The sequence below is a fragment of the Gordonia terrae genome (assembly GCF_001698225.1).
Taxonomy (GTDB): domain Bacteria; phylum Actinomycetota; class Actinomycetes; order Mycobacteriales; family Mycobacteriaceae; genus Gordonia; species Gordonia terrae.
The window spans coordinates 207,098-231,578 of sequence record NZ_CP016594.1; the positions used below are offsets into that span (position 1 = coordinate 207,098).

Annotated in this window: 17 protein-coding genes and 1 riboswitch; of the genes, 12 read left to right on the plus strand and 5 right to left on the minus strand. The window is 66.6% G+C overall.

What is annotated here, in order from left to right; genetic code table 11:
• Nucleotides 1–25: 25 nt before the first annotated feature.
• From iolM to lipA, 3 genes are all read right to left on the minus strand, one after another.
• Nucleotides 26–1,189: a scyllo-inosose 3-dehydrogenase gene (gene iolM / locus BCM27_RS01025; protein WP_004021468.1), complete on the minus strand. Its 1,164-nt coding sequence runs from the start codon at nt 1,187–1,189 to the stop codon at nt 26–28.
• Nucleotides 1,190–1,253: 64 nt separating this feature from the next.
• Complete coding sequence (locus tag BCM27_RS01030) at nt 1,254–2,576, minus strand: Tm-1-like ATP-binding domain-containing protein (RefSeq protein ID WP_004021467.1); 1,323 nt, start codon at nt 2,574–2,576, stop codon at nt 1,254–1,256.
• Between the two features lie 106 nt (nt 2,577–2,682).
• Nucleotides 2,683–3,609 (minus strand): lipoyl synthase, encoded by a 927-nt coding sequence (lipA, locus tag BCM27_RS01035; protein WP_033204753.1) that lies wholly within the window; start codon nt 3,607–3,609, stop codon nt 2,683–2,685.
• Between the two features lie 317 nt (nt 3,610–3,926).
• Nucleotides 3,927–4,018: riboswitch (glycine riboswitch) on the plus strand.
• Between the two features lie 39 nt (nt 4,019–4,057).
• Between lipA and gcvP the strand changes: the two genes are divergently transcribed.
• From gcvP to BCM27_RS01080, 9 genes are all read left to right on the plus strand, one after another.
• Nucleotides 4,058–6,958, plus strand: a complete 2,901-nt coding sequence (gene gcvP, locus BCM27_RS01040; protein WP_051987096.1) for an aminomethyl-transferring glycine dehydrogenase — start codon at nt 4,058–4,060, stop codon at nt 6,956–6,958.
• Nucleotides 6,955–8,061 (plus strand): glycine cleavage system aminomethyltransferase GcvT, encoded by a 1,107-nt coding sequence (gene gcvT / locus BCM27_RS01045; protein ID WP_004021464.1) that lies wholly within the window; start codon nt 6,955–6,957, stop codon nt 8,059–8,061. Before gcvP ends, gcvT begins: the two co-directional genes overlap by 4 nt.
• A 41-nt stretch (nt 8,062–8,102) precedes the next feature.
• On the plus strand, nt 8,103–8,504 hold the full coding sequence (gcvH, locus tag BCM27_RS01050) for a glycine cleavage system protein GcvH (RefSeq protein WP_004021463.1): 402 nt from the start codon (nt 8,103–8,105) through the stop codon (nt 8,502–8,504).
• The gene (gene glyA, locus BCM27_RS01055; protein ID WP_004021462.1) at nt 8,504–9,787 is read left to right on the plus strand and encodes a serine hydroxymethyltransferase; all 1,284 of its coding nucleotides are present in this window, start codon (nt 8,504–8,506) and stop codon (nt 9,785–9,787) included. Before gcvH ends, glyA begins: the two co-directional genes overlap by 1 nt.
• Nucleotides 9,784–11,172 (plus strand): L-serine ammonia-lyase, encoded by a 1,389-nt coding sequence (locus tag BCM27_RS01060; RefSeq protein ID WP_004021461.1) that lies wholly within the window; start codon nt 9,784–9,786, stop codon nt 11,170–11,172. The genes glyA and BCM27_RS01060 overlap by 4 nt, the downstream gene beginning before the upstream one ends.
• Complete coding sequence (rarD, locus tag BCM27_RS01065; RefSeq protein WP_004021460.1) at nt 11,166–12,137, plus strand: EamA family transporter RarD; 972 nt, start codon at nt 11,166–11,168, stop codon at nt 12,135–12,137. Before BCM27_RS01060 ends, rarD begins: the two co-directional genes overlap by 7 nt.
• Nucleotides 12,138–12,268: 131 nt before the next feature.
• A complete protein-coding gene (locus BCM27_RS01070) occupies nt 12,269–13,822 on the plus strand; it encodes an APC family permease (protein WP_004021459.1) in 1,554 nt (517 codons plus the stop codon).
• Nucleotides 13,823–13,885: 63 nt separating this feature from the next.
• Nucleotides 13,886–15,715 carry a putative nucleotidyltransferase substrate binding domain-containing protein gene (locus BCM27_RS01075; protein WP_004021458.1) on the plus strand — a complete coding sequence of 610 codons (1,830 nt, stop codon included), beginning with the start codon at nt 13,886–13,888 and terminating at the stop codon, nt 15,713–15,715.
• A complete protein-coding gene (locus BCM27_RS01080; RefSeq protein WP_004021457.1) occupies nt 15,715–16,350 on the plus strand; it encodes a 3'-5' exonuclease in 636 nt (211 codons plus the stop codon). The genes BCM27_RS01075 and BCM27_RS01080 overlap by 1 nt, the downstream gene beginning before the upstream one ends.
• Before the next feature lie 30 nt (nt 16,351–16,380).
• Here BCM27_RS01080 and BCM27_RS01085 read toward each other — a convergent pair whose 3' ends face one another.
• Nucleotides 16,381–16,851, minus strand: coding sequence for a response regulator transcription factor (locus tag BCM27_RS01085; RefSeq protein WP_004021456.1), 471 nt, complete (start codon nt 16,849–16,851; stop codon nt 16,381–16,383).
• 3 nt (nt 16,852–16,854) lie between these two features.
• Nucleotides 16,855–17,688 (minus strand): mycofactocin-coupled SDR family oxidoreductase, encoded by an 834-nt coding sequence (locus BCM27_RS01090; protein WP_004021455.1) that lies wholly within the window; start codon nt 17,686–17,688, stop codon nt 16,855–16,857.
• A 293-nt stretch (nt 17,689–17,981) separates the two neighbouring features.
• On the opposite strand from BCM27_RS01090, the gene BCM27_RS01095 reads away from it, so the two are divergent.
• The 3 genes from BCM27_RS01095 to BCM27_RS26180 all read left to right on the plus strand — a co-directional run bounded on the left by BCM27_RS01095 (nt 17,982) and on the right by BCM27_RS26180 (nt 24,458).
• The gene (locus tag BCM27_RS01095) at nt 17,982–19,403 is read left to right on the plus strand and encodes a phytoene desaturase family protein (RefSeq protein WP_004021454.1); all 1,422 of its coding nucleotides are present in this window, start codon (nt 17,982–17,984) and stop codon (nt 19,401–19,403) included.
• A gap of 82 nt (nt 19,404–19,485) precedes the next feature.
• On the plus strand, nt 19,486–21,669 hold the full coding sequence (locus tag BCM27_RS01100; RefSeq protein WP_004021453.1) for a DUF2254 family protein: 2,184 nt from the start codon (nt 19,486–19,488) through the stop codon (nt 21,667–21,669).
• Between the two features lie 50 nt (nt 21,670–21,719).
• Complete coding sequence (locus tag BCM27_RS26180) at nt 21,720–24,458, plus strand: helix-turn-helix transcriptional regulator (RefSeq protein WP_033204709.1); 2,739 nt, start codon at nt 21,720–21,722, stop codon at nt 24,456–24,458.
• Nucleotides 24,459–24,481 lie beyond the last annotated feature (23 nt).

Below are 24,481 nucleotides of genomic sequence, written 5' to 3' on the forward strand. Positions count from 1 at the left end.
AGTTTTCTCCTGTGTTTCGTGGGTGTTATGTCTGGGGCTTGACGAGGATCTTGCCGTTTCCTCGCTCTTTGGTTTCTTCGAGCGCGTCGATGAGCCCGGCCAGCGGGAATCGACGAGTGATGGCCTTGTCCATGGAGATTCGTCCGGAAGCCATCAAGGCGATGACGTTGGGGAAGTTCCAACTGCCGGAATGTCCGACGGTGCCGTAGATCTGACCGGCTTTGAGCTGGATCTTGATCGTGTTGATAGATGCGGGCTTCGCGTCCATGCCTGCGACCACGAGCTTTCCGCCGATACCGAGTGTGTCCTCGATCGGACCCATCACGGCCTTGCTGTTGCCGCTGGCCTCGATGATCATGGCGGCCCCGTTCCCTTTGGTGGCGTCCGCGATCGCTGCCACCGCATCGTCGGCGAGGGGGTCGATGACATGCGTCGCGCCCATCTCGGCGGCCAGGGACCGTCGTTCGGCGATCGGCTCGACGGCGAAGATCTGGGACGCGCCGGCAGCCTGGGCGAGCGCGACCGAGGCGAGACCGATGGGGCCGAGCCCGTAGATCGCGACCGCGCTGCCCGGTGCGAACCCTCCTGCGCGGGTGAACATCCCCTCATACGCGACGCTGGTCGGTTCGGTCAGTGCGCCGACTTCGAGAGCGGCGTCCTCGGAGCCGTAGCGATCGGCAACGGCGTCGAGCGGCCAGCAGTATCGTGCGTCGACGCGAACGTACTGGGCGAACCCGCCGTCGATGGTGATACCGAGATCCTCGATGTTCCGGCACTGATTCCAGAAGCCCCCGCGACATTCGCGACAGGTACCGCACCACTGGATCTCCTCGGCGGCCACGAGCTGGCCCACGCGCAGTTCGCTTACCGCGGACCCGGCGGCGACGATCTTGCCGGAGAACTCGTGACCGGTGATCACCGGAGCCTTGAGGTGGTAGGGGGACAGCACGTAGCCGTCCTCGTCGGTCTCGTACATGTGGACATCGGTGCCACACAATCCGCAGGCACCGACCTCGAGGATCACCTCGGTCGGCCCGGGAGCGCCTGGGTCGGCGACTGTGCGAAGCTCCATCACCGGGTTTCGGTACGCCTCACTGGCGTTGACGGCCCATTGGCGCGCGGCGTCGTCGGCGGGAATGTGCACGCCTGTCCGGGGCGACCATTCGGCCTCCAGTACAACTGCTTTCATGTGCGTGTCTCCGTTCGTACGAGTATCGGGTGTGGGTATCGCTGGCTCACGATGGACAGGGCTGTCATGCGGTGGGCACGGGCGGGCGGGGCCGTGGGTCGGGTCGGGTCGTGGTGACCGCTTCGAAAGCGTCGATCACCGCAGCCGAGAACTCGGGGTCGTTGATGTGCGCGTCGATCTCGCTGATCCGAACCCGGTCGTGGATCTCTGAGCGCAGGACGCGGCGGAATGCCTCGTCGGCGGCTGGGTCCCAGAAGGCGCCACCGGGGGCGTTGGGAACGGACAGCCCCCGTGTGGGGATCACGATGTGAACCGGCCCCACGGCCAGGTTGGCCTTGCGGGCGAACTCCTTGGCCACCATCTCCATCTCGCTCGTGGTGAGGCGGACGAGCGTGAGCTCGGGATTGTGCCCGAAGTAGGTGCGGCCGGGGAACTCCCGCTCGGTGTCGGCCGGTGTGCCGCAGGTGATCAGGTCGATGCAACCGGGTACGAGCACCTGGGGGAGCCCCAGCCGGCCGGCTGTCTCCATTCGCTCCGGGCCCGGGTCCATCAGACCGCCGACCAGGTGTCCGCTCAGTTCCGTTGTGGTGACGTCGATGACGACATCGACCTGCCCGTGCTCCACGGCGGACTCGAGGGCCTTTCCGCCGGTGCCGTTGGCGTGGAAGGCGACGAATGCCCTTCCCGCGGAACGTAGGTGATCGTGAATGCGATCCACCGTCGGGGTGGTGTTCCCATTCATGGAGACGGCCACCGTCAGCGGCCGCTCGGCAGTGGCGTCGACGTCATCCCGCCGCGCCGCGGTGGCCGCTCCGACGATGAACCCTGCCGCGTTGCGGTAGATCACCGAGGTGAGCGAGTTGACGCCGACGATGTCGGCGACGGAGTGGAGTACGGCGACGTCCTGGATGCCGACGTACGGCTCGAAGGTCCGTCGGCCGGACGCCAGCGGGGACACGATGAGCTTCGGGAAACCGAAGGGGAGCTGCTGCAGGGCCGGGCCGGCGATGTGGGTTCCGGCGCCACCCATGCAGACGGCCCCGTCGATGCCGCGACCGGCGGCCATGTCGGTCAGCAGCCGGGTCACCCCGGCTCGAAGGGCGGACACGGCTTCGCCGCGCGGCAGTGAGTCGATCTCCTGCATCGAACTCCCGGCTGCGACGGCCACCGCATTCTGATCGACGAACGGACGGTCACCGATGGTCGCTTCGTCCGGAATCGCGGTGAGGCGCGCCGATGTGTCGACGAAGATGACTCGCCCGCCCAGATCCTCGATGTGATCGGCGAGGTCGGCCAGCTCGACGGCCTTGGTGTCGAAGGTCCCGATGACCGCAATCGTGGGGGACGAGTGCCGCGTTCCGGTACTGGCTCCGTCTGCGCTGTGCATGACCTAGATCATAGTTCGGGAAACCGAACGCTGCAAGCCTATTTCGGTGGAAAATGTTCGGAGTACCGGTACGAAAATAGAAAAATGCCTGGTCGAGGGTTTCTCGTCACGTCTGCAAACTCCGCACGGCTGCGGCATGCAGTCGACCCGCGCGATAAGAAGAGCGCACCAGCGGGCCGGACATGACGCCCAGGAAACCGAGGTCGGTGGCGGTCTTGGCGAATTCCTCGAACTGGTCCGGAGGAACCCACCGGTCCACCGGAAGATGTCGAGGGCTTGGCCGCAGGTACTGGGTGATGGTCACCAGGTCGCAGTCGGCGGCGCGAAGGTCGGCCAACGCGTCGTAGACCTCGGTGTCCGACTCGCCCATACCCAGGATCAGGTTCGACTTCGTGATCAGCCCGGCCGCTTTTGCGGCCGTGATCACCGCGAGTGAACGCTGATAGTCGAACGCCGGGCGCACGCGACGGAACAGCCGCGGGATGGTTTCCACGTTGTGAGCCAGCACGGATGGCTGTGAGGCGAAGACCTCATCGAGTTGGCGGCGGTCGCCGCTGAAGTCGGGGATCAGGAGTTCCACGCCCGTCGACGGGCACGCGGCCCGGATGGCCCGGACGGTCTCGGCGTACAACCACGCTCCGCCGTCGTCGAGGTCGTCACGTGCCACCCCGGTGACCGTCGCGTACCGCAGATCCATCGCCGCCACCGATTCGGCGACCCGGCGCGGCTCGTCACGGTCGAGGTCATCGGGACGGCCGGTGTCGATTTGGCAGAAGTCGCACCGGCGGGTGCATTGTTCGCCGCCGATGAGGAAGGTCGCTTCGCGATCGTTCCAACATTCGAAGATGTTGGGGCAGCCGGCCGATCGGCACACCGTGTGCAGGTCGTGATCGGACACGACCGTCGAGACCTCCTGGAACACCGGGCCGGTGTTCACGGCCTTCTTCATCCAGGGGGGCTTCCGTTCGACGGGGGATGCACTGTTGCGCACCTCGAGCCGCAGAAGTCGTCGTCCTTCATTGGTGACCGACATGATTCCTCGCTGATGGTGGTGGGGTACCTCGCGGGGCGTGACACGCCGTCGGTCGGCCCGGTGGTCGGCGAGGTAGGAGATGGCGCGCGCTGAAGCACAGCACGGGACCGACCTCATTCTTGCACGGAACAGCGAACGAAATCCCGCTAAATGGACTCAAACCGTGCGGAATGCCGATCAGTGATCTATGGTGGGTGTCACACAACCGAATCCGCCGCTCGATGCGTATCAGGAGAACTCCAGGACCCGGCGGTCCGTGGAGAGCCGTAGGAGCAAGTTCCTCCCCGGGAATCTCTCAGGCCCCGCACTGATCACGCAGAGGCAACTCTGGAGAAAGCCGCCGCGCTTACCGAAGGTGTATGGCCCCTTGCGGGTCGGGACTCTCAGGTACCAGGACAGAGACGGGGAGGGCAAGCATCCGCTGATCGCGCCGCGGCGCGGTCATGAGATCTCGGAGAATCTCTTGTCCCACAATTCTTTACGAGGTGATTTCACCTCTCGTCACATCGGCCCGGACGCTTCCGGTGCCCGTCGGATGCTCGACACCGTCGGGTACGACGGCCTCGACGAACTGATCGACGCCGCGGTACCGGACTCGATCCGGACGCATTCGCCGCTGAACACGCCGGCCGCACGTTCGGAGACCGAGGTGCTGGCCGCGCTCCGGGCGATGGCAGCGCGCAACGAACAGCGCGTGCAGATGATCGGACTCGGCTACTACGACACCGTCACACCGGCCGTACTGCGACGCAACCTGCTCGAGGCGCCCGGCTGGTACACGAGCTATACGCCGTACCAGCCCGAGATCTCACAGGGCCGCCTGGAGGCTCTGCTGAATTTCCAGACCGTGGTCGAGGACCTCACCGGCCTGCCGGTTGCCGGAGCGTCACTGCTCGACGAGGCGACCGCCGTGGTCGAGGCGATTCTGCTGATGCGTCGGGCGAACAAGTCCGCGCCCGCGGCGGTGGTCGTCGACACGAACTGCTTCCCCCAAACCCTGTCTGTCGTCCGCGCACGAACCGAAGCCGTGGGGATCGAACTGATCGAGCACGACACGACGCGCGGACTGCCCGAGGAGAAGTTCTTCGGGGTCGTCATCCAGAACCCCGGTTCCACCGGGCAGGTCCGCGACCTCTCGGCACTCATCAACCGGGCGCACGAGCAAGATGCTCTGGTCACTGTCGCCACCGATCTGCTTGCATCGACCATCTTCGAGGAGCCGGGCGCGCAGGGGGCCGACATCGCCGTTGGGTCTGCGCAGAGATTCGGTGTACCGCTGTTCTTCGGTGGTCCGCACGCCGGATTCATGGCGGTGCGCCAGGGACTGGAGCGAATGCTGCCCGGTCGACTCGTGGGCGTCTCCCGCGACGTCGACGGAGCGGTGGCCTATCGTCTGGCCCTGCAGACCCGGGAACAGCACATTCGCCGCGACAAGGCGACTAGCAACATCTGTACCGCCCAGGCCCTGCTGGCCAACGTCGCGGGTATGTACGCCGCCTATCACGGTGCGAGTGGATTGCGCGCGATCGCCTCGCGTGTGCACGGACACGCGACGGCGGTCAACGCCGGTCTGCGCGCCGGTGGCGTGGACACGTTGCACGCCGACTTCTTCGACACCGTGGTCGCGCGGGTCAGCGGTCGCGGTCGCGCCGTCGTCCTCGCCGCCGATCGTCTGGGAGTCAACCTCCGCCTCATCGACGACGACACCGTCGGAATCTCCTGCGACGAGAAGACGACCGACGCGATCGTGGCTCGGGTACTGGAAGCGTTCGGCGTCAGCGCGGGTGTCCGCGGCGCCGACGGTCAGAGCCGCGACTCGCGAACGTCCGGCTGGATCCAGCCGGACCTGGCGCGTACCTCACCGTTCATGACGGCTGACTTGTTCCACCGGTATCGGTCCGAAGCCGCGATGCAGCGGTACCTTCGTCGACTCTCCGACAGAGACCTGGCCCTCGACCGGACCATGATCCCGCTCGGTTCGTGCACGATGAAACTCAACTCGGCGGTGGAGATGGAGCCGATCAGCTGGCCGGGCTTCGCGGGCATCCACCCGTACGCACCGGACGAGCAGACCCGGGGGTATCGCGAACTGATCGGCGACCTGGAGAGCTGGCTTGCCGACATCACCGGATACGACCGGGTCTCGTTGCAGCCCAATGCCGGATCGCAGGGAGAGCTGGCCGGGCTGCTGGCAATTCGCAACTACCACCGCAGCAATGGAGACACCGGCCGCGACATCTGCCTCATCCCGCAATCGGCGCACGGAACGAATGCCGCGTCGGCTGTGTTGGCGGGGTTGCGTGTCGTCGTGGTCGCCACCGCGAGCAGCGGCGACATCGACCTCGGTGATCTGCGGAACCAGCTCGAGGAGCACCGCGATCACGTGGCTGCCATCATGCTCACGTATCCCTCCACGCATGGCGTGTACGAAACCGACGTGCGCCAGGTCTGCGATCTCGTCCACGACGCCGGCGGGCAGGTCTACGTCGACGGCGCCAACCTCAACGCCCTGGTCGGTCTGGCCAGACCCGGCGAATTCGGTGGCGACGTCTCGCATCTCAATCTGCACAAGACCTTCTGCATTCCGCACGGAGGTGGTGGGCCAGGAGTGGGGCCGGTCGCCGTGCGCGCGCACCTGGCACCCTTCCTGCCTTCGCATCCGTTCGACACCGACGGGGTGACCGGCCCGGTCTCGGCCGCTCCCCAGGGGTCGGCCGGCATCCTCCCCATCACCTGGGCGTACATCGCGCTGATGGGACCCGACGGACTCGCCGCGGCCACCCGAACCGCCGTTCTCGCGGCCAACTACCTGGCGTCGGAGCTCACCGACTCGTTCCCGGTTCTGTTCACCGGGGCCGATGGCCTGGTCGCGCACGAGTGCATCCTCGATCTGCGTGCGCTGACCAAGGCCACCGGGGTGACCGCCGAGGACGTCGCGAAACGATTGATCGACTACGGGTTTCATGCTCCGACGCTGTCCTTTCCGGTCAACGGCACCTTGATGGTCGAGCCCACCGAATCGGAGGATCTGGCCGAGCTGGATCGGTTCGTGGCGGCGATGAAGGCCATCCGAGCCGAGATCCAAGCTGTCGCCGATGGCAGGTGGCCGCTCGAACAGAGCCCCCTACGCCAGGCGCCGCACACCGCCGAGTGCCTTCTGGCCGACGAGTGGACACATCCGTACACCCGCCGTGAGGCGGCGTATCCGCTGCCATCGGTGATGGCGGACAAGTACTTCCCGCCGGTGCGTCGTATCGACGGCGTACACGGCGACCGGAATCTCGTCTGCTCGTGTCCACCGCCCGAGGCGTTCGCCATCGACGGCGACAGAGAAGAGGTTCCCGTATGAAAGCCACCCCGCTCGCCGCCGAGCATGAGCGGCTCGACGCCCAGATGACCGACTTCGCCGGCTGGAACATGCCGCTGAAGTACCGCGGTCACACCGAAGAGCACAACGCCGTACGAACCACCGCAGGTCTGTTCGACCTCTCCCACATGGCCGAGATCGCTGTACGAGGTCCGCATGCCGGAGCGTTCCTCGACCACGCCCTCGTCGGCGAGATGAGTGTCGTCGACAACGGTCGCGCCAAGTACTCGCTGTTGTGCGCCGAGACCGGCCACGTGCTCGACGACCTCGTCGTCTATCGGCTGGCCGCAGAAGACTTCCTGGTGGTGGCCAACGCGTCCAACCGCGAGACTGTGGTCTCCGAATTGCTCAGCCGCGCAGCCGCGTTCGACGTGTCGGTCACGGACCAATCCGACGAGACGGCGCTGATAGCGCTACAGGGTCCACGCTCCGCGGAGATCCTCCTCCCGCTCGTCGCCGATGCCAGACGAGAGTCTGTGCATGACCTCAAGTACTACGCGATCGTCGCCGCCGACGTGAGTGATGTCGGTGTGCTCGTGGCGCGCACCGGGTACACCGGCGAGGACGGCTTCGAGATCTACGTGCACTCCGACCACTGCGCACACGTCTGGCGCTCGCTCCTGAAGGCCGGACAAGCCCTCGGAGCTCAACCCGCCGGGCTCGCCGCGCGCGACACCCTGCGGTTGGAAGCCGGGATGGCTCTCTATGGCCACGAACTGGACTCCTCCATCACTCCCTATGAGGCGAACCTGAGTCGAATCGTGCGCTTGCACAAAGACTTTGTCGGTGCCGACGCGTTGCGGAAGATTGCCGAAGAACCGCCGCGACGGGTACTCGTCGGACTGGTGGGCGCCGGCAGGCGAGCCGCACGCTCCGGGTATGCAATCACCTCACGATCGGACGGTCGCGACATCGGCGTCATCACTTCCGGTTCGTTCTCGCCGACCCTCGGTCACCCCATCGCGATGGGTTATGTCGACTCGGCGTTCGGCGAGGTCGGCACGACCGTCGACATCGGGGTCCGGGGCACCCCGCACGAGTTCACAGTCACTGCCCTGCCGTTCTACAAGCGTTCCCGACGCTGACCCCCCCCTACACCTTCGCGAAGACGACAAGGACGATCAGAATGACCAACCCAGCACTCCCGGAGAATCTTTCGTACACGGCTGAGCACGAGTGGATCGCGCTGGCCCCGGGCGCCGAGCAGACCGGTGATCCGGTCCGTGTCGGAATCACCGCACTCGCCGTGGAGAATCTCGGCGACCTCGTCTACCTGGAGCTTCCCGATGTGGGCAGCACCGTGACCGTCGGCGAGTCCTGCGGCGAGGTCGAGTCCACCAAGACCGTTTCCGAGCTCTACCCGCCGGTGACCGGAAAGGTGTCGATCATCAACACCGCCGCGGTCGAGAACCCGGAGGTCGTCACGTCCGATCCGTACGGCGAGGGATGGCTGTTCGCCGTCATTCCCGACGAGGTCGGCGAACTGTGGACTGCTGCGAAGTACGCGTCCGAGTACGGAGTCCAGTGATGACGGTGCTGTCGCAATCTCTCGCCGAGTTCGACCCCGAGGTGACCGAGCTCATCGACGACGAGCTGCGACGCCAGCAAGACGGTCTGGAGATGATCGCCTCGGAGAACTACGCACCCGTTTCGGTCATGCAGGCCCAGGGGTCGGTCTTGACCAACAAGTATGCGGAGGGTTACCCGGGGCGCAGGTACTACGGCGGATGTGAGTTTGTCGACGCGATCGAGCAGATCGCGATCGATCGCGTCAAGCAGCTGTTCGCCGCCGAATACGCCAATGTGCAGCCGCATTCGGGGGCGACGGCAAACGCAGCGGTGATGCACGCGCTGATCAAGCCCGGCGACACGATTCTCGGACTGGCGCTGCCGCACGGCGGACACCTCACCCACGGCATGCGTATCAACTTCTCCGGGCGGCTCTATGACGTGGCCGCCTACGAGGTGTCGCCGGATGACCACCGCATCGACATGGCGGCAGTGGCTGCGGCCGCCCGGCAGCATCGCCCCAAGCTGATCATCGCGGGCTGGTCGGCCTACCCACGTCGGCTGGACTTCGAGGCGTTCCGCGAGATCGCCGACGAAGTGGGCGCTCTGCTGATGGTGGACATGGCGCACTTCGCCGGATTGGTCGCGGCCGGGCTGCACCCGTCACCGGTGCCACACGCCCATGTCGTCACCTCCACCACGCACAAGACCCTCGGGGGCCCGCGCGGCGGGATCATCCTCACCAACGATGCCGACGTGGCGAAGAAGATCAACTCCGCTGTCTTCCCCGGCCAGCAGGGTGGCCCGCTGGAACACGTGATCGCCGCCAAGGCGGCGGCTTTCAAGATGGCACTCGAGCCGGCTTTCGCCGACAGGCAACGCCAGACCCTGAGTGGTGCGGCGATCCTCGCCGAACGGCTGGGCCGCGACGACGTATCCCGCCGCGGTATCAGCGTCGTCACCGGAGGCACCGACGTCCACCTGGTGCTCGTCGACCTCCGCAACGCCGACTTCGACGGCAAGGAAGCCGAGGACCGTCTGGCCGCGGTGGACATCACGGTCAACCGCAACGCTGTTCCCTTCGATCCTCGGCCCCCGATGGTGACGTCCGGTCTGCGGATCGGAACGCCGGCGCTCGCCTCGCGCGGGTTCACCGACGAGGATTTCCGCGAGGTCGCCGACATCATCGCCACCGCGTTGACCGCCGAAGCCGCCCGGCTGGACGCGGTACTCCCCGAGCTACGGGATCGGGTCCGGTTGCTGGCGCGCCAACATCCGCTGTATCCGGAACTGTCGACATGACCGTGAGCGCATTCGACCTGTTCTCCGTCGGCATCGGACCGTCGAGTTCGCATACCGTGGGCCCGATGCGCGCCGCGGCGACGTTCGTCGAAGAGCTGCGTTCCGAGCGCGTTCTCGACTATGTCGACGAGGTCGTCGTCACGGTGTTCGGCTCTCTTGCGGCAACGGGGAGAGGTCACGGGACCTTCGATGCGATCATGCTCGGCCTCGAGGGCCTCGAGCCGGAGACCATCAGCGTCGAAACAAAGGATGTGACGCGTCGTCGTCAAGAGGCCACCGGATACGTTCGTCTGGGGGGAGATCGCGAGATCCCCCTCCGGGTGGCAGACATCTTCGAGAAGCCCGACGTGGTACTGGACCGACATCCGAACGCGATGTCCTTCGTCGCCGAATCTGACCGCAATGGCGAACTCCATTCGCAGACATACTATTCCGTCGGCGGCGGATTCATCGTCGTAGGCGACGAGTGTGCGGATGGGGCCGCAGACGGCGACCAGTGGTCACCGTGGGCTTTCGACTCCGCCGCCGATCTGCTGGCGCTGACCGCGCGGCACGGGCTGGGCATCAGCGAGATCATGATGCGGCACGAGCAGTACCGGCGGCCCGCGACCGAAGTGGCAAAGCAGCTACTGCACATCCGTGACGTCATGCACGAGTGCCAGCGCAACGGGATGGCCCGGACGGGAACACTTCCGGGCGGCCTGAATGTGCAGCGTCGCGCGCACACCTGGTACACGCGGCTCGCGCTCGAGGACCCGGATAGGAGCTTCGAACACGCCGAGGCGTGGGTGAATCTGGTCGCGATGGCCGTGAACGAGGAGAACGCATCGGGGGGTCGGGTGGTCACCGCCCCGACGAACGGTGCGGCCGGGATCATTCCCGCGGTGTTGCACTATGCCGAGAACTACACACCCAGAGGGTGTTCGGACCCGGACGGGGTCGCCATCGACTTTCTCCTCACCGCGAGTGCGATCGGCTCGTTGTACAAGAAGCGCGCATCGATATCGGGCGCGGAGGTCGGATGTCAGGGCGAGGTGGGGTCCGCCGCGTCGATGGCGGCCGCGGCGCTGGCGCAGATCATGGGCGGTTCGCCGCAGAAGGTCGAGAACGCTGCCGAGATCGCGATGGAGCACTGTCTGGGCCTGACATGCGATCCGATCGGTGGACTGGTGCAGATCCCGTGCATCGAGCGGAATGCTATCTCGGCGAACAAGGCGATCACAGCCGCTCGGATGGCGTTGCGCGGGGACGGAACCCATCGGGTGACACTCGACGAGGTCATCGAGACTATGCGTACGACCGGCCTCGACATGCACAGCAAGTACAAGGAGACGTCAACCGGTGGCCTGGCGATCAATGTTGCGGTGAACATCGTCGAGTGCTGACCGATCGGGCGACATCGCGAACCGTGGTTCCTCGGGGCCTCGGTGGATTGGCTGCCGGGGTCGGCGCTTATGGGATCTGGGGGCTGTTTCCCGCATACTTCGGCCTACTCGGCTTCACCGACGGAGGGCAGGTGGTCGCCTACCGGGTCATCGCCACCGCTGCGCTGATGTTCGTGGTCATCCTCGCCACCCGTCGACTGCGCGACCTCAAAGAGGTCACTCCGCGCGGCTGGGCGCTGGTCTGCATCGGCGCAGTGCTGATCTCGCTGAACTGGGGTGTCTATGTCTACGCGGTGGAAAGCAATCAGGTGGTCGGCGCCGCGCTGGGGTACTTCATCAATCCATTGCTGAGTGTCGTACTCGCGGTCCTCTTCTTCCATGAAAGACTCAGTCGCGCCCAGGTTGTGGCCGTCGTCGTGGCCGCCGTCGCGGTCGTCGTCCTCACCGTCGACCATGGCTCGCCGCCCTGGGTGGCGTTGCTCCTCGCCGGGACCTTCGCGGCCTACGGAGCGGTGAAGAAGGTAACTCACCTTCGTCCTACGGTGGGACTCGCCGCCGAAGGCCTGGTCAGTTGGCCGTTCGCGGTGATGTACCTGGCGGTGGTCGCGCTCGGGGGCACCACGAGTGCAATGGCGCACGGTTGGTGGAGTTCGACGCTGATGCTGCTCCTCGGGCCGATCACGGCGGTGCCTTTGGTGTTGTTCGGGGTGGCAGCGCATCGGCTACCGCTCGTCAGTCTCGGCCTCCTGCAGTACCTGACGCCGGCGATGCAGATGGTGTGGGGAGTCGTGGTCGGGCATGAACCGATGTCGGTGACCAGGTGGTGCGGTTTCGCGCTCATCTGGACGGCCCTCGCCATCTTCAGCGTGGACACCCTGCGCCGCCGTCGTGAACCTCCGCCGGTTGGCACGTCCAGCTGGGCTGACAACTCGGGCAAATTGGACTCGCCGAACGGAAGAGCGTGATAGATCGCGCAATTGTTCGGCATAGCGATCAATTGACGGTAAAAGTTCCAGATTTGTACTGCGAAACCGATCACAATGACGTAGCGTTGTGACGAAGGGCTCCGTCCGGGGGCCACCGGAAGGAATCGAAGATGTCCATCGAAGAACCAGGCGTATCGGCGCGCCGGAAGCGCGCGGCCGCCGACACTCGCAGTGATGACGACGCCCATCTCGAAGCGCTTGGGTACGAGAACCAGTTCGAACGCAAGATGAGCCTGTCGGCGAACTTTGCGCTCGGTTTCGTCTACCTGTCACCGATGGTCAGCGTGGTGTCCATCTTCGCGCTGGGGCTTTCCTCGGCGGGCCCCCCGGCCATTTTCTGGATTCTGCTGATCGGAGCGGGACAGCTCCTCGTCGCTCTCGTGTTCGGCGAGGTGGTCTCCCAGTACCCCCTCGCGGGCGGCCTCTATCAGTGGGGTCGACGACTATGGGGTGGTCGGTACTCATGGTGGATGGCCTGGATCTACATCTGCGGCATCACAATCGGTATCACCACCACGGCGCTCTTCAGCTCAGATTTCATCGCCAGCCTGTTCGCGGGGACCGCTTCGAGCCCCTCGGTCACCCCGACTGATGGGCAACGGCTCGGCATCACCCTCGCCATGATCGCAATCTGCCTCGCCGTCAACCTGACCGGCACGAAAACGTTGGCACGGGTGTCCCAGATCGGTCTGGCATGCGAGGTGGCAGGTATCGTCATCGTGGGGCTGTATCTTCTGATCTTCCAGCGCAAGAACGATTTCGGGGTCTTCTTCGACACTTTCGGTACCGCTGGAGACAGTCCGTACTTCTTCGCCTTCCTCGGTGCATCGCTGGTCGGCTTGTACATGTTCTACGGCTTCGAGTCCTGTGGTGAGGTCGCCGAGGAGACTCCGAATCCCGCCCGCGCGATCCCGAAGGCCATGATCATGACCGTGGTGTTCGGCGGACTGTTCGCAATTCTGGCGTTCGCCGGGTACGTCCTGGCCGCACCCAATCTGCAGGCGATTGTCGATGGTGAAGACAGCAACCCGATTCCGACGATCCTGCAGGACAGCATCGGCACCGTCGGGACCAAGCTCTTCCTGATCTCAGTCCTGACCGCGTTCGTGGCGGGTGTCATGGGCCAGCAGGCTGCGGTGAGTCGATTGGTCTACTCGTTCGGGCGGGACAACATGTTCCCCGGAGCGCCGTTCTTCGCCAAGACCTCGAAGCGGCACATCCCCAGTAACGCATTGATCGCGGTCAACGTCGTACCGGTGGCTCTGGTGATCTTCGTCTTCTTCGAACCGGGGTCGCAATTCCGGATCGCGGCCTTCCAGATGCTGGCGGGGTACTTCGCCTTCCAGATGGTGGTCTTCGCTGCCCTGCGTATGCGGCTCAAGGGCTGGAAGCCAGGCGGCCCGTGGACTCTCGGCAAGTTCGGGATCGTCATCAATGTCGCTGCGCTCGTCTACGGAATCCTCGCGATGCTGGTGCTGGCCAAGCCCAGCTCCGACCCTGGCCTCGCGTTCTACGATCGGTGGATCGCTCTCATCGGCTTCCTGGTCGTAGCAGGAGTCGGCCTGGCCTACCTGCTGATAGCCAAGCCGGAGCGCAATTCGACGGCACCGGAGGGTGACGCGATCGAGGTCTCCGAGCGACTGCGAAGCGCTCGCAACCGGTAGTCATGACCTTCGCCTGCACCACACGCACCGTCGGCCGCCCCACCCATCGTGGGGAGGCCGGCGGTGCGTGAGTATGTGGAGTTCCTGGGTGCCCATTCGCCTTATGACCGTCTCGATTCCGGAGATCTCCGATCGCTGGCCGAGACCGTGGAGGTCGAGTTCTTCGCCGCCGGCACGATGATCGTGCCCGTAGGGGCCGAGCCGCTGGATCAGATGAGCGTGATCCGTACCGGCTCGGTGCAGGTCCTCGATCGCGGGCGCGAAGTCGACTTGTTGACCACAGGTGACACTTTCGGCCACGTCTCGGTGTTGTCCGGGCTCGCGCCCTCGATGGCAGTCCGTGCGGTCGAAGACACCGTTTGCTACCGGATCCCGGATCCGAGGAGCGTGCTGCGACATCCGGAGGTGTTGCAGTACAGCCATTATGGGTCGGTCACCGCGCGAGATCGCTTGATCTCGGTGGGAGGCGCGGTCAACCGGCTCGAGCGGCCGCTGGGCGAGGTCACCAAAGGTGTCCTGTGGTGCGAGTCGGATGACTCCATCAGGACTGTGGCGCAGGAGATCACGCGGGCCGGCCAGTCGTGCGCGATCTTCGTCCGAGGTGACGAGATCGGAATCGTCACCGACGACGACTTCCGGAAGCGGGTGGCCACCGGCGAGGTGCCGGTGGATCAGCCGGTCCACACCATCGCCAGCATTCCGGCGCTGTCGGTCTCCAGCGACTACACCGTGAGCGCGGCATACCTGCGTATGGTCGAGTTCGGGATACACCATCTCGTCGTTACCGACGGGCGAGGCCGCCCGACCGGGATCGCCCGCGTCGTCGACATCGCCGCCACCGATGTGAGCCATCCCCTGGTGATCCGGAGTGCCGCGGCGAACGCCCGAACTCTCGACGAACTCGCCGACGCGGCAAAACTGTTGAGTCCGACCCTCGTCGAACTCTGGGATGCCGGCGTCCCGCCCATGCATCTGGCCGCCGTCCTCTCGACGATGAACGAGGCCGTGTTTCGGCGGATGGTCGAACTCCGGACCGCCGATGACGAACTGTGGCAGTCGATCACGCCATCGTGGATGCTGCTGGGATCGCTCGGTCGTCGAGAGCCGCTGCCGAATTCGGACCTCGACACCGCGGTGGCCTGGGAGGTTGCCGACGACTGCCGGGAGGTCGACCACGCGGCCCTCAAGGCAGCGTCTCGTGCGATCGTCGACGACGCGCAGTCATGCGGCTTGCAACCCTGCCGGCAGGGCCTGAATGTGTCGAACGACCTGTTCAACCGGTCTGCGGCAGGCTGGGCCGAGGCGGTCCGTCGGTGGCGGGCCGAGCCCGAGGACGACGACTCGGTCATGATGGTCTCGACCATGCTCGACGCGCGACCCCTGACCTACGCCCGGCTCACCCGGCCGCTGAAGTCGGCGCTGTCTGCTTCGGCAGGACGCGATGCCTACGGCCGAACCCTCACGATGAATGCGCTACGCCAGCGCCCGCCTGCCGGTTTCGTGCGCGAGTTCGTCATCGAGCACATCGGACGCCGGCGCAGCCTCAACCTGAAGAAGGCGGCACTCCGTCCGGCCGCCTCGGTGGCGCGCGCAGTGGCATTCCGGGCCGGGGACGCCTCCGGGTCCACACTGAGACGCATCTCGACGGCACGCGATGCGGGCCTGCTGAATCCGACCGAGGCCGACGACCTGGGGAGCGCATACCAGCACTGCTTCGGACTCGTTGTCGAGCACCAGATCGCCGCGTTGCGGGAGCACCGCGAGATCTCTTCGTGCCTGGACCCGGCCACCATTGCAGGCCCAGAACGACGCCAACTCCGTGATGCGTTCCGCGCCATCAGATCAGTCCAGGATCGGATCGCGTCCGATCGTTACGACAAGGGGACATTCTGATGCTTATCCGCCGCCGCCGCCGGCCCGACGCCCAGTCGGCCGAACCGCCGACACCATCGTCGTGGCGATCGTCGAAGTACTTGGTCATCGATCTGGAGACCAGCGGACTCGATCCGTGCACCGACCAGATCAATTCTGTCGGTATGGTTCCCATCGATCATGGGCGGATCATCTGTTCGGACGCGCAGTATTCGTTGGTTCGCAGTCCGCGGCCGATCTCCGAGGAATCACTCAAGCTCCACGGAATCCGCAACGAAGACACCGCGTCCGCGCCGACGCTGGCCGAGTGCGTGGACCGGATGGACGAGCTGATGCGGGGACGGGTTCTCGTCGCACATGGCGCTCACATCGAGAGAGCGTTCTTGCGCAGGGCGTTTCGGCAGACCCACCGCGAGTTCGCACAATCGTTCATCGACACCGCGATCCTGGCGCGGGATCACCTCGACATCGACATGGAACCGCATCAGAGCGTATCGCTGGAATTCGTCGCCGAACAGATGAATCTACCGGTTCACACCCCCCACCATGCCCTGGGCGACGCCATGACCACAGCGGTTCTGTTCATCGCGCTGGCCACCAAACTCGAGGACTCGCTCGCGGGGGGCGCGAGCAGCTTGCTCTCACTGTGCTCATGACCATCGAATGGCCGGCGACGGCCGACCCGATCAGGCCCCCGTTCGCGCGATGACCGCCGCGACCTCACTTCGATTGCGAGCGACCAGCTTTCGCATGACATTGCGCAAGTGGAACTTGACCGTGGTCTCGGAGATCCAGAGTTCCTGTCCGATCGCCCGATTGGGCATACCTGCTCCGACGGCTCGGGCGATCTCCAACTCTCTGACGGTGAGGAGATCGTCTATGCGTGCACCGTCCAACTTTGATCCGGCCTGGTCCAGGGTGACGATGATGTCGGCGATCAGCAGGCGGGACTGGGTGAGCGCATGGTGTGGTCGAGGCGACCGCGCCCCTTCTTCCAGATGGAGATAGACCTCCTGCAGGCGTTCGACGAGATCCGAACGGCTAGGTCGCTGTATGTCCGGAGTGGTGGCCGAGGAGCCGACGATGCCCCACCCCGTCGGATGAGGGAGGTGGGGCGAGCCGCCGCCGAAGCACGTCGGCTCATCAGACGTGGTCATCGTTCACGACTTGACGATGAAGCCTGCGTCGATGGTCAGCGTGGAGGCGGTGATGTACCGGCCCGATTCGCCGACCAGGTAGAGGATCGCGCGGCTGACATCGATCGGCTCCATCCACGGCACCGGCAGGATGTGTGTGCCCGTGAACGCCGGCTCGACTGATTCGCGAGTGGGGGAGGGGTTGTCGGGCTGGAAGAGTCCCCAGACGTACGGGTTCTGGATCATGTTGGTGTCGACGCAGGTGGGGTTCACCGAATTGACGCGGATGTTGTACTGACCCAATTCGCGAGACAGGCTCGTCATCAACCCGGTGACGCCATGCTTCGACGCCGCGTAGACCGACATGTTCTCGGCGCCCTTGAGGGCCTCGGTGGATCCGATGAAGACCACCGATCCGCCCTCGCCCTGCTCGATCAGCGTCGGCACCGCGGCCTTCACCGTGTGCCAGACGCCGGTGAGGTTGATGTCGATGGTCTCCCGCCACGCTTCTTCGGACAGCTCCCACGTCTTGCCGCCCGCGCACAAGCCGGCGTTGGGAATGATGATGTCCACTCGCCCGAACTCATCGAGACCGCGCTGGAACGCGGCCTCGACCTGCGCGTAGTCCCGGACGTCACCATGCGACAACACCGAACGTGCGCCGACCTCGGTCAGCAACCGGCGGGTCTCCTTCAGGTCGGCGTCGGTGGCACCGGGGTAGGCGGTGGAGGTGAGGTCGTCGCACAGGTCGAAGCCGATGACGGAGGCGCCCTCTTTGGCGAGTGTTAGTGCGTGCGAGCGTCCTTGACCTCGCGCGACTCCGGAGATGAATACGACCTGACCGTCCAGCTGTCCCATTGCGGCAGCCCTTCTGTTGAAAGCAGGCATTCGGCGTTTGCACAGCGAACGCCGCGCCGTCGTTCCGGATGCCCCGCTCTGTGTGTACCTGTTTGACGATCATTTGTCTGCCATTGACAGCATAAACGATCGGAATGCCGATCGCACTAGCTTTGACATGGGCGTCGGCGCGCGAGAACTACGATGTGCGGCATGATGAGCTCGTCGTCGGCAACTCTCGTCGACCTGGCCCGGGGAGAGAAGCCCGACCCTCTCGGCAACCGGGACCTGAACCTGCGGGAGTCGGTGGGCTCATGACTTCGGCCATCGTGGTGGGGGCGGGCCCCAACGGGCTCGCCGCCGCCATCACCCTCGCGCAGCGGGGCATCGAGGTGACGGTGCTCGAGGCGGCCGAGACGATCGGTGGTGGTGCCCGCTCGTCCGAGCGAATCCTGCCCGGCCTGCTGCACGACGACGGCGCGGCCGTCCACCCGATCGGGCTGGCATCGCCGTTCTTCCAGAGCCTCGGACTCGCCGACCATGGGCTCGAATGGGGCTGGCCGGAGATCGACCTCGCACATCCGCTGCCCGACGGCCGGGCCGGCGCCATGATGAACTCGCTGGACGAGACCAGTCGGTTTCTCGGGGTCGACGGCCCACGATGGCGGAGCCTGTTCGGTCCGTTGGCGGAGAACTTCGACGACCTGGCGCAGGAAGTGCTGGGCCCGCTCCTGCACGTGCCGCGTCATCTCGGCCCGCTTGCCCGGTTCGGGCCCGCCGCTCTCCTGCCCGCAACCGTCCTGGGACGGGTGTGGCACACGGACGAGGCGGCGGCCTTGTTCGCCGGGAACGCCGCCCATGGGTGGTACCCGCTCACCCGGCCGACCACTTCTGCGTTCGCGCTGATGTTCGCCGCCATCTCGCATCGGTACGGCTGGCCGATCATCAAGGGCGGGACGGCCCGAATGCCGGAGGCCCTCGCCGCGGAGCTGACAACGCTGGGCGGCCGCATCGAAACCGGCCATCGGGTCAGCTCCCTCTCCGACCTCCCACCGGCGGATGTGGTCCTGCTCGACCTGGAGCCCGGCGCGGTCGCCGACCTTGCGGGGGACGCACTCCCGAGTCGAGTCCGTAAGGCATATCGACGGTTTCGGCGTGCGCCCGCCGCGGTCAAACTCGACCTCGCCGTCGACGGCGGACTCCCGTGGCGGGACGAGTTCTCCGGCCGGGCGGGCACCGTGCACGTGTGCGGCACCGCCGCCGAGGTCGTCGCGTCCGAAGCCGAGATCCATCGTGGCCGGATGCCGGAGCGGCCCTTCGTCCTCGTCGCCCAGCAATATCTGGCCGATCCGGCGCGGTCGGTCGGTGACGTCCATCCGGTGTACGTCTATGCACATGTGCCGCATGGCTACAGCGGCGACGCCACGAACGCCGTGCTCGCGCAGCTGGAACGCTTCGCGCCGGGGACGCGCGATCGGATCGTCGGGTCCGTCGTGCGCACGCCCGCAGATCTCGCCGCGAGCAATCCCAACCTCGTCGGCGGCGACATCATCGGCGGGGCAAACGATCCCCTCCAGGTGGTGATGCGCCCCCGGATCGCTGCCGACCCGTACGCAACCGGGATCCCGGGTGTCTACATCTGTTCGGCGTCCACGCCGCCCGGCGCCGGTGTGCACGGGATGTGTGGCCACCACGCCGCACTTTCGGCACTACGCCATATCGAGAAGTCGAGCTGACGAACCCGTCACGAGTCCGTGTGGTGGCACCGTGGTGGCGATTGTCCGCGAGAACGGCCCGCGCTCCCGCTAGGGTCGGGGGATGACCGGGTGGTTCGATGAGCGGATCGTCGAGACCGGTCGTCTGCCGTTGTTCTTCCTCCTCCTCGCCTTCGTCCTGACCTTCCTGTTCATCCGGTTCAGCGTGCGGATGATCCGCGCGGAGGTCAGTTGGTGGCCCGGGAACGTGACGCCGGGCGGGGTCCATGTCCACCACGCCTTCTTCGGGATGATGGCGATGTTGGTGGCGGGCTTCGGTTTCGTCGCGGTCGATCCACTGCGGACACCGGTGATCGACTGTGTGCTGGCGGCGCTGTTCGGGATCGGCTCGGCGCTCGTCCTCGACGAGTTCGCGCTCATCCTCCACCTCCGCGACGTCTACTGGGCGGAAGAGGGCCGAACGTCGATCGACGCGGTGTTCGTCGCGATCGCGATCGGTCTGCTCTTCCTGCTGGGGTTGCAGCCGTTCGGGGCGTTCGAGGTCGTCGGGGACATCCGAAACGAGAACGGGCTCGTGGCACGTCTGATCGCTGCGGGTGTCGTCGTGCTGAACGTGCTCCTGGCGATCGTCACGCTGATCAAGGGCAAGGTGTGGACCGGTCTGGTCGGCATGTTCGTCCCGGTCCTGCTGTGGTTCGGGGCAGCCCGACTGGCTCGGCCGCGATCGCCGTGGGCCCGGTGGCGGTACAAGAACCGTCCCCGCAAACTGGCCCGGGCGATCGGGCGTGAGCAACGCTACCGAGAACCGCTGATGCGGTGGAAGATCGTCGTGCAGGAAGCGGTGGCAGGTCGATTCGGGGTGCCAGAGACCCCCGCGCCGATTCCCGCCACGACACCGGCACCGACTGCGGTCGGTGTGGTGACCGAAAAAGTTCCGAGTGCGCTGGCGACCGCGATCCGGTGGCGGCGCACGCGCCGGGCGCTGCGCACGGTCCCGATCTGGCGATTGCCGGTCGTGCTGGTGACCCTCGCGATCGTCGCCGCATGGACCACCGTCGGATTCGACGAGCTCCTCGAACTGGAAGTGGACCCGGGCACGCTGGCGACGCTGCTGAGCGTGATCGCCGGCTCGATGGCGACACTGACCGGTCTCGTGTTCACCGCCGTCACCCTCGCGATGCAGTTCGGCGCGTCGTCGATCTCGGTGCGGGTGATCCCGATGCTGCAGCAGGAACCCGTCATGCGGTGGTCCACGGGCTTCTTCCTCGCGACCTTCGTCTACAGCGTGATCATCGCGATCGACCTGTCGGTGGGCGGCCCGGACGAGCCGACTCCCGGTCTGTCCACGGCGATCGCGTTCATGCTCACCACGGTCAGCGCCTATCTCTTCATCGCGCTGGTCGGGAAGGTCGGGACCATCCTGAACACCGCCCGACTGCTGCAGTGGATCGCCGACGACGGCCGGTCGGCCATCGTCCGGCAGCTACCGCCGCCGGCGGCCCACCACGAGCTCACGGCGGCAACCGGATTCGACGAACAGGTCGTCGCCGGGACCGCCGCCGTCCCGGGGGATGGCAGCCCCGATCCCGGTGCCGCGGCGGAGGCGGCGCACACGCAGATCAGGCTGGGGGAGGTGAGCGCGCGAGGGCGGGTGTTGCTGGCCGTCAACGGCGATCGACTTCGACGGCACGCGGCGTCGTGGGACGTACGGATCAACCTGCTGATCGCCGTCGGCGACCATGTGCCGCACGATCTCCCGGTGGTCGAGGTCATCGGCGACCCGGCACGGGTGGAGAAGCGCCGGGTGCTGGCCTGCCTGCTGTTCGGCGACACCCACCAGCCATCGGTGAGTCCCGCTGCGGCGCTGCAGGCGATCTCGGACATCGCACTCAAGGCGATGTCCGCGGGAAGCAACGATCCGAGCGTCGTGGTGCAGGCGCTCGATCACACCGAGGATCTCCTGCTGCTGCTGGCACCGCGGCTGTGCGACGACCGGACGGCGCCGGACACCTCCGTCCGCGGTATCCGCCGCAGCTGGGCGGACTATGTCGCGATCGGGACCGACGAGATCCGCCGGCACAGCACCGGACAGGTGCAGGTGCAACGCCGCCTCCGTGCGTTGTTCGAATCCCTCCTCGGCGGTTGCGGGCCGGCGCAGCGCGCCCCGGTGTCGGAGCGACTGGCCGTGCTCGACGCGCAGGTCGCGCGCGACTGGTCCGACGACCTCGATCGGCGGCTGGCCGCAGCCGCGGACCGCCAGGGCTACGGTTCCGAATTCGGGCGGTGACGGTGAGCCGATAGATCACGCGAATCGGACACAGCCGATACCCTGGGTCCGTGCTCGCGTCTCATTCCGCTGACCGTCGCGAGGTGGTCGACGAGATGCGCGACGTCGTCGCGACCGCCCAGCGGGAACCGGGAACAGCCCGTCGCGGAGTCTGCGTGATCACCGCCGGACCGGGGGCCGGCAAGACCCACACCTTGCGGGAATTGGCGTCGGCCGCCGACGGATCCGTCCGGACGGTTCGGGCGGACGAACTGTCGTGGCGCCAGCCGTTCGGGCTCGCGGGGCAGTTGCTCGACGTCGATCTGCCCAACCCGGTGCCCGACGGCTTCGAGGACGACCTGTATGCGCGCGTGGACGCGCTGTGCGCCGGTGGTCCGCTGGTGCTCGTCGTCGACGACGCGCATCACGCCGACGCCGCGACCCTGGAACTGTTGTCTCGTCTCGTGACCGCAACCCGGGTCCTGCCGCTGACGCTCCTCGTCGGTCGCCGGCCGCTACCGGAACGGGACCTGCTGAACCGGCTCGTGGCACGCGCGGAGGTCGGCGAATGGTCGTTGCCACCGCTGGGCGTCGACGAGGTCCGCCGCATCTCGGCCGAGATCGTCGGTGCCGCGCCGGATGACGAACTGCTCGGACTCCTCGACGCATCGGGAGGCAATCCGATGCACGTGATCTCGGTTCTGCGCGCCCTCCAGCAGTCGGGTGGCCTGCGGATCGCCGACGGCCGTGCGTCGGTCGATGCCCGCACCCGGGCGGGTATGCCGAGCGGGCTCGAGGACGCGATCGCCGAGCATGTCGCACTGCTCGACGGCCGCGCGCGCGAACTGACCCAGAAACTGGCGGTGTGGGGTGGCCCGGCGACACTCGCCCAACTGGCCGCGGTCGACGCCGTTCCGCCCGCCTCGCTCGTCGGGGCGGCGCAGTCGGCGATCGACGCGGGGATCATCGCCGTCGACGATGCGGGAGCTTTGCGGTTCACCCACGACCTGTATGCCGACGTCACCTACGGGCACCTCGATCCGATGTTACGTTCGGTGCTGCACGATGCGATCGCCAGTCATCCCAGCACCCGGCACAACCCGCAGTCCGTGGCGCATCACCGGATCGCCTCGGGGAGTGACGAATCCGCGATGTTCGCCGCGGTGCGCCGGGCGGAGAGTGAACTCGCCAGCACACCGGCCGTCGCGGCCGAGCTCCTCGAGACCCTGGCCACGCGTACCGCGCGCCCGCCGGCCGGGGTGAACACCGCCCTCGCCCTCGCCCTCGCCCGCACCGGTCAGCTGGACCGCGCGTCTCGGGTCGCCGAGGACGGCATGGCGTCGGCGACCGAGATTGCCGAGATCGCCGACCTCCACCGAATCCTGTTGTTCGCGTTGATAGCCCAGGGCGAGACCGACCGGGTCCGGAGTCTGATCGATGAGACCCTGAAGCTCCCCGTGGGTGACGATGTCGTCGGCACGCTCACCGATCTGCGGCACTACGTCGGCCTTCTCGACGGGCGTGCCCCCGCCCCGGACACCCCGTTCTTCGACGTCGACCTGGATGCGTCGACCCGCTCGGTGTCCGGCCTGATCGCCGAGGCGCTCCGCCTGTTCCTGCGTGGCGAGGTGGACGACGCGCTGCGCACGGCGTTGCTCGCCTCGCGACGCGACGCCGAGGAATCTGCCGCCGGCACGTTGTCCACGTCGTCCGCCGACATCTGGCCCTCACTGATCGAGCAGTACGCGCACGGCCCGGCCGCCGCGGCGGACCTGCTCGCGGGCGCCGCTCGGTTGCGTTCGAGCCGGGGAACCGACTGGATGACCGCGTATCACGAGTTCACCCGCGGTGGGATCGCGGTGGGGCTCGGCGACCTCGACGACTCGGCCGCGTCCTTCGACGCCGGCCTGGACCGCGCGGACTCCGCGGACATGGGCTGGAAGTCGATGGCGGTCGGCGGTCGGGCCATGGTCGACGTGCTCCGTGGCGACCTCGCGACCGCGTCGACCCGGCTCGACGCGTGGGACGGGACGGGCCTGCCCAATCAGTTCGGATTCCCGGTGCCCGCCCACGCCCGGGCCCTGCTGCACGAGGCGAACCGGAAGCTGCGCGCGGCCGCGACGACGGCCGGTGCCGCCTGGGATGACGGCCGCCGTCTGAACCTCTGTTCCTGGCTGCCCACCGTCGCGCTGGGAACCGCGCGGATCGGCGTCCGCGCCGGCGACACCGCGCTGCTCGGGAGTGTTCTCGACGGTCTCGACGACATCCCGATCCCACCCGCGTGGCCGATGTCCGGCCCCGTCGCGGTGGCCCGCGCGATGTGCGCCGTGGCGCTCCACGACGAGAACCCGCTGACGATCGTGGCCGCCGCCGACGAGCATGCCGACATCCTGCAGACCGTCGGAGACCGGCAATCCGAAGCATGCGTGTGGGAGGAGGCCGCCTGTGCGGCGGCGATGGCGGGAGATCGGGACCGCGGCCGCGACCTCGCCCGACGTGCGATGCGCCTGACGCGCGCGATGGGCGCCGCCACCAGCTCGACGCGCGTGGCATCCCGGTTGCGGCCGTTGGGGATTCGGCTCGACCCCGCCGCACGGGACCGGCCGACGCACGGCTGGGAGAGTCTCACCAAGACCGAGACGACCGTTGCCGAGCTGGTCGCGACCGGTATGAGCGGAGGCGAGATCGCCGACCGTCTGTTCATCTCGACCCGCACGGTGCAGACCCACGTCTCGCACGCCCTGGCCAAGCTCGGCCTGCGCACCCGCGTCGAACTCGCCGCGTTCGTCGTGGGTCGGCAGCAGAACTGATCGAACTCCGCACGGTTGGCGGC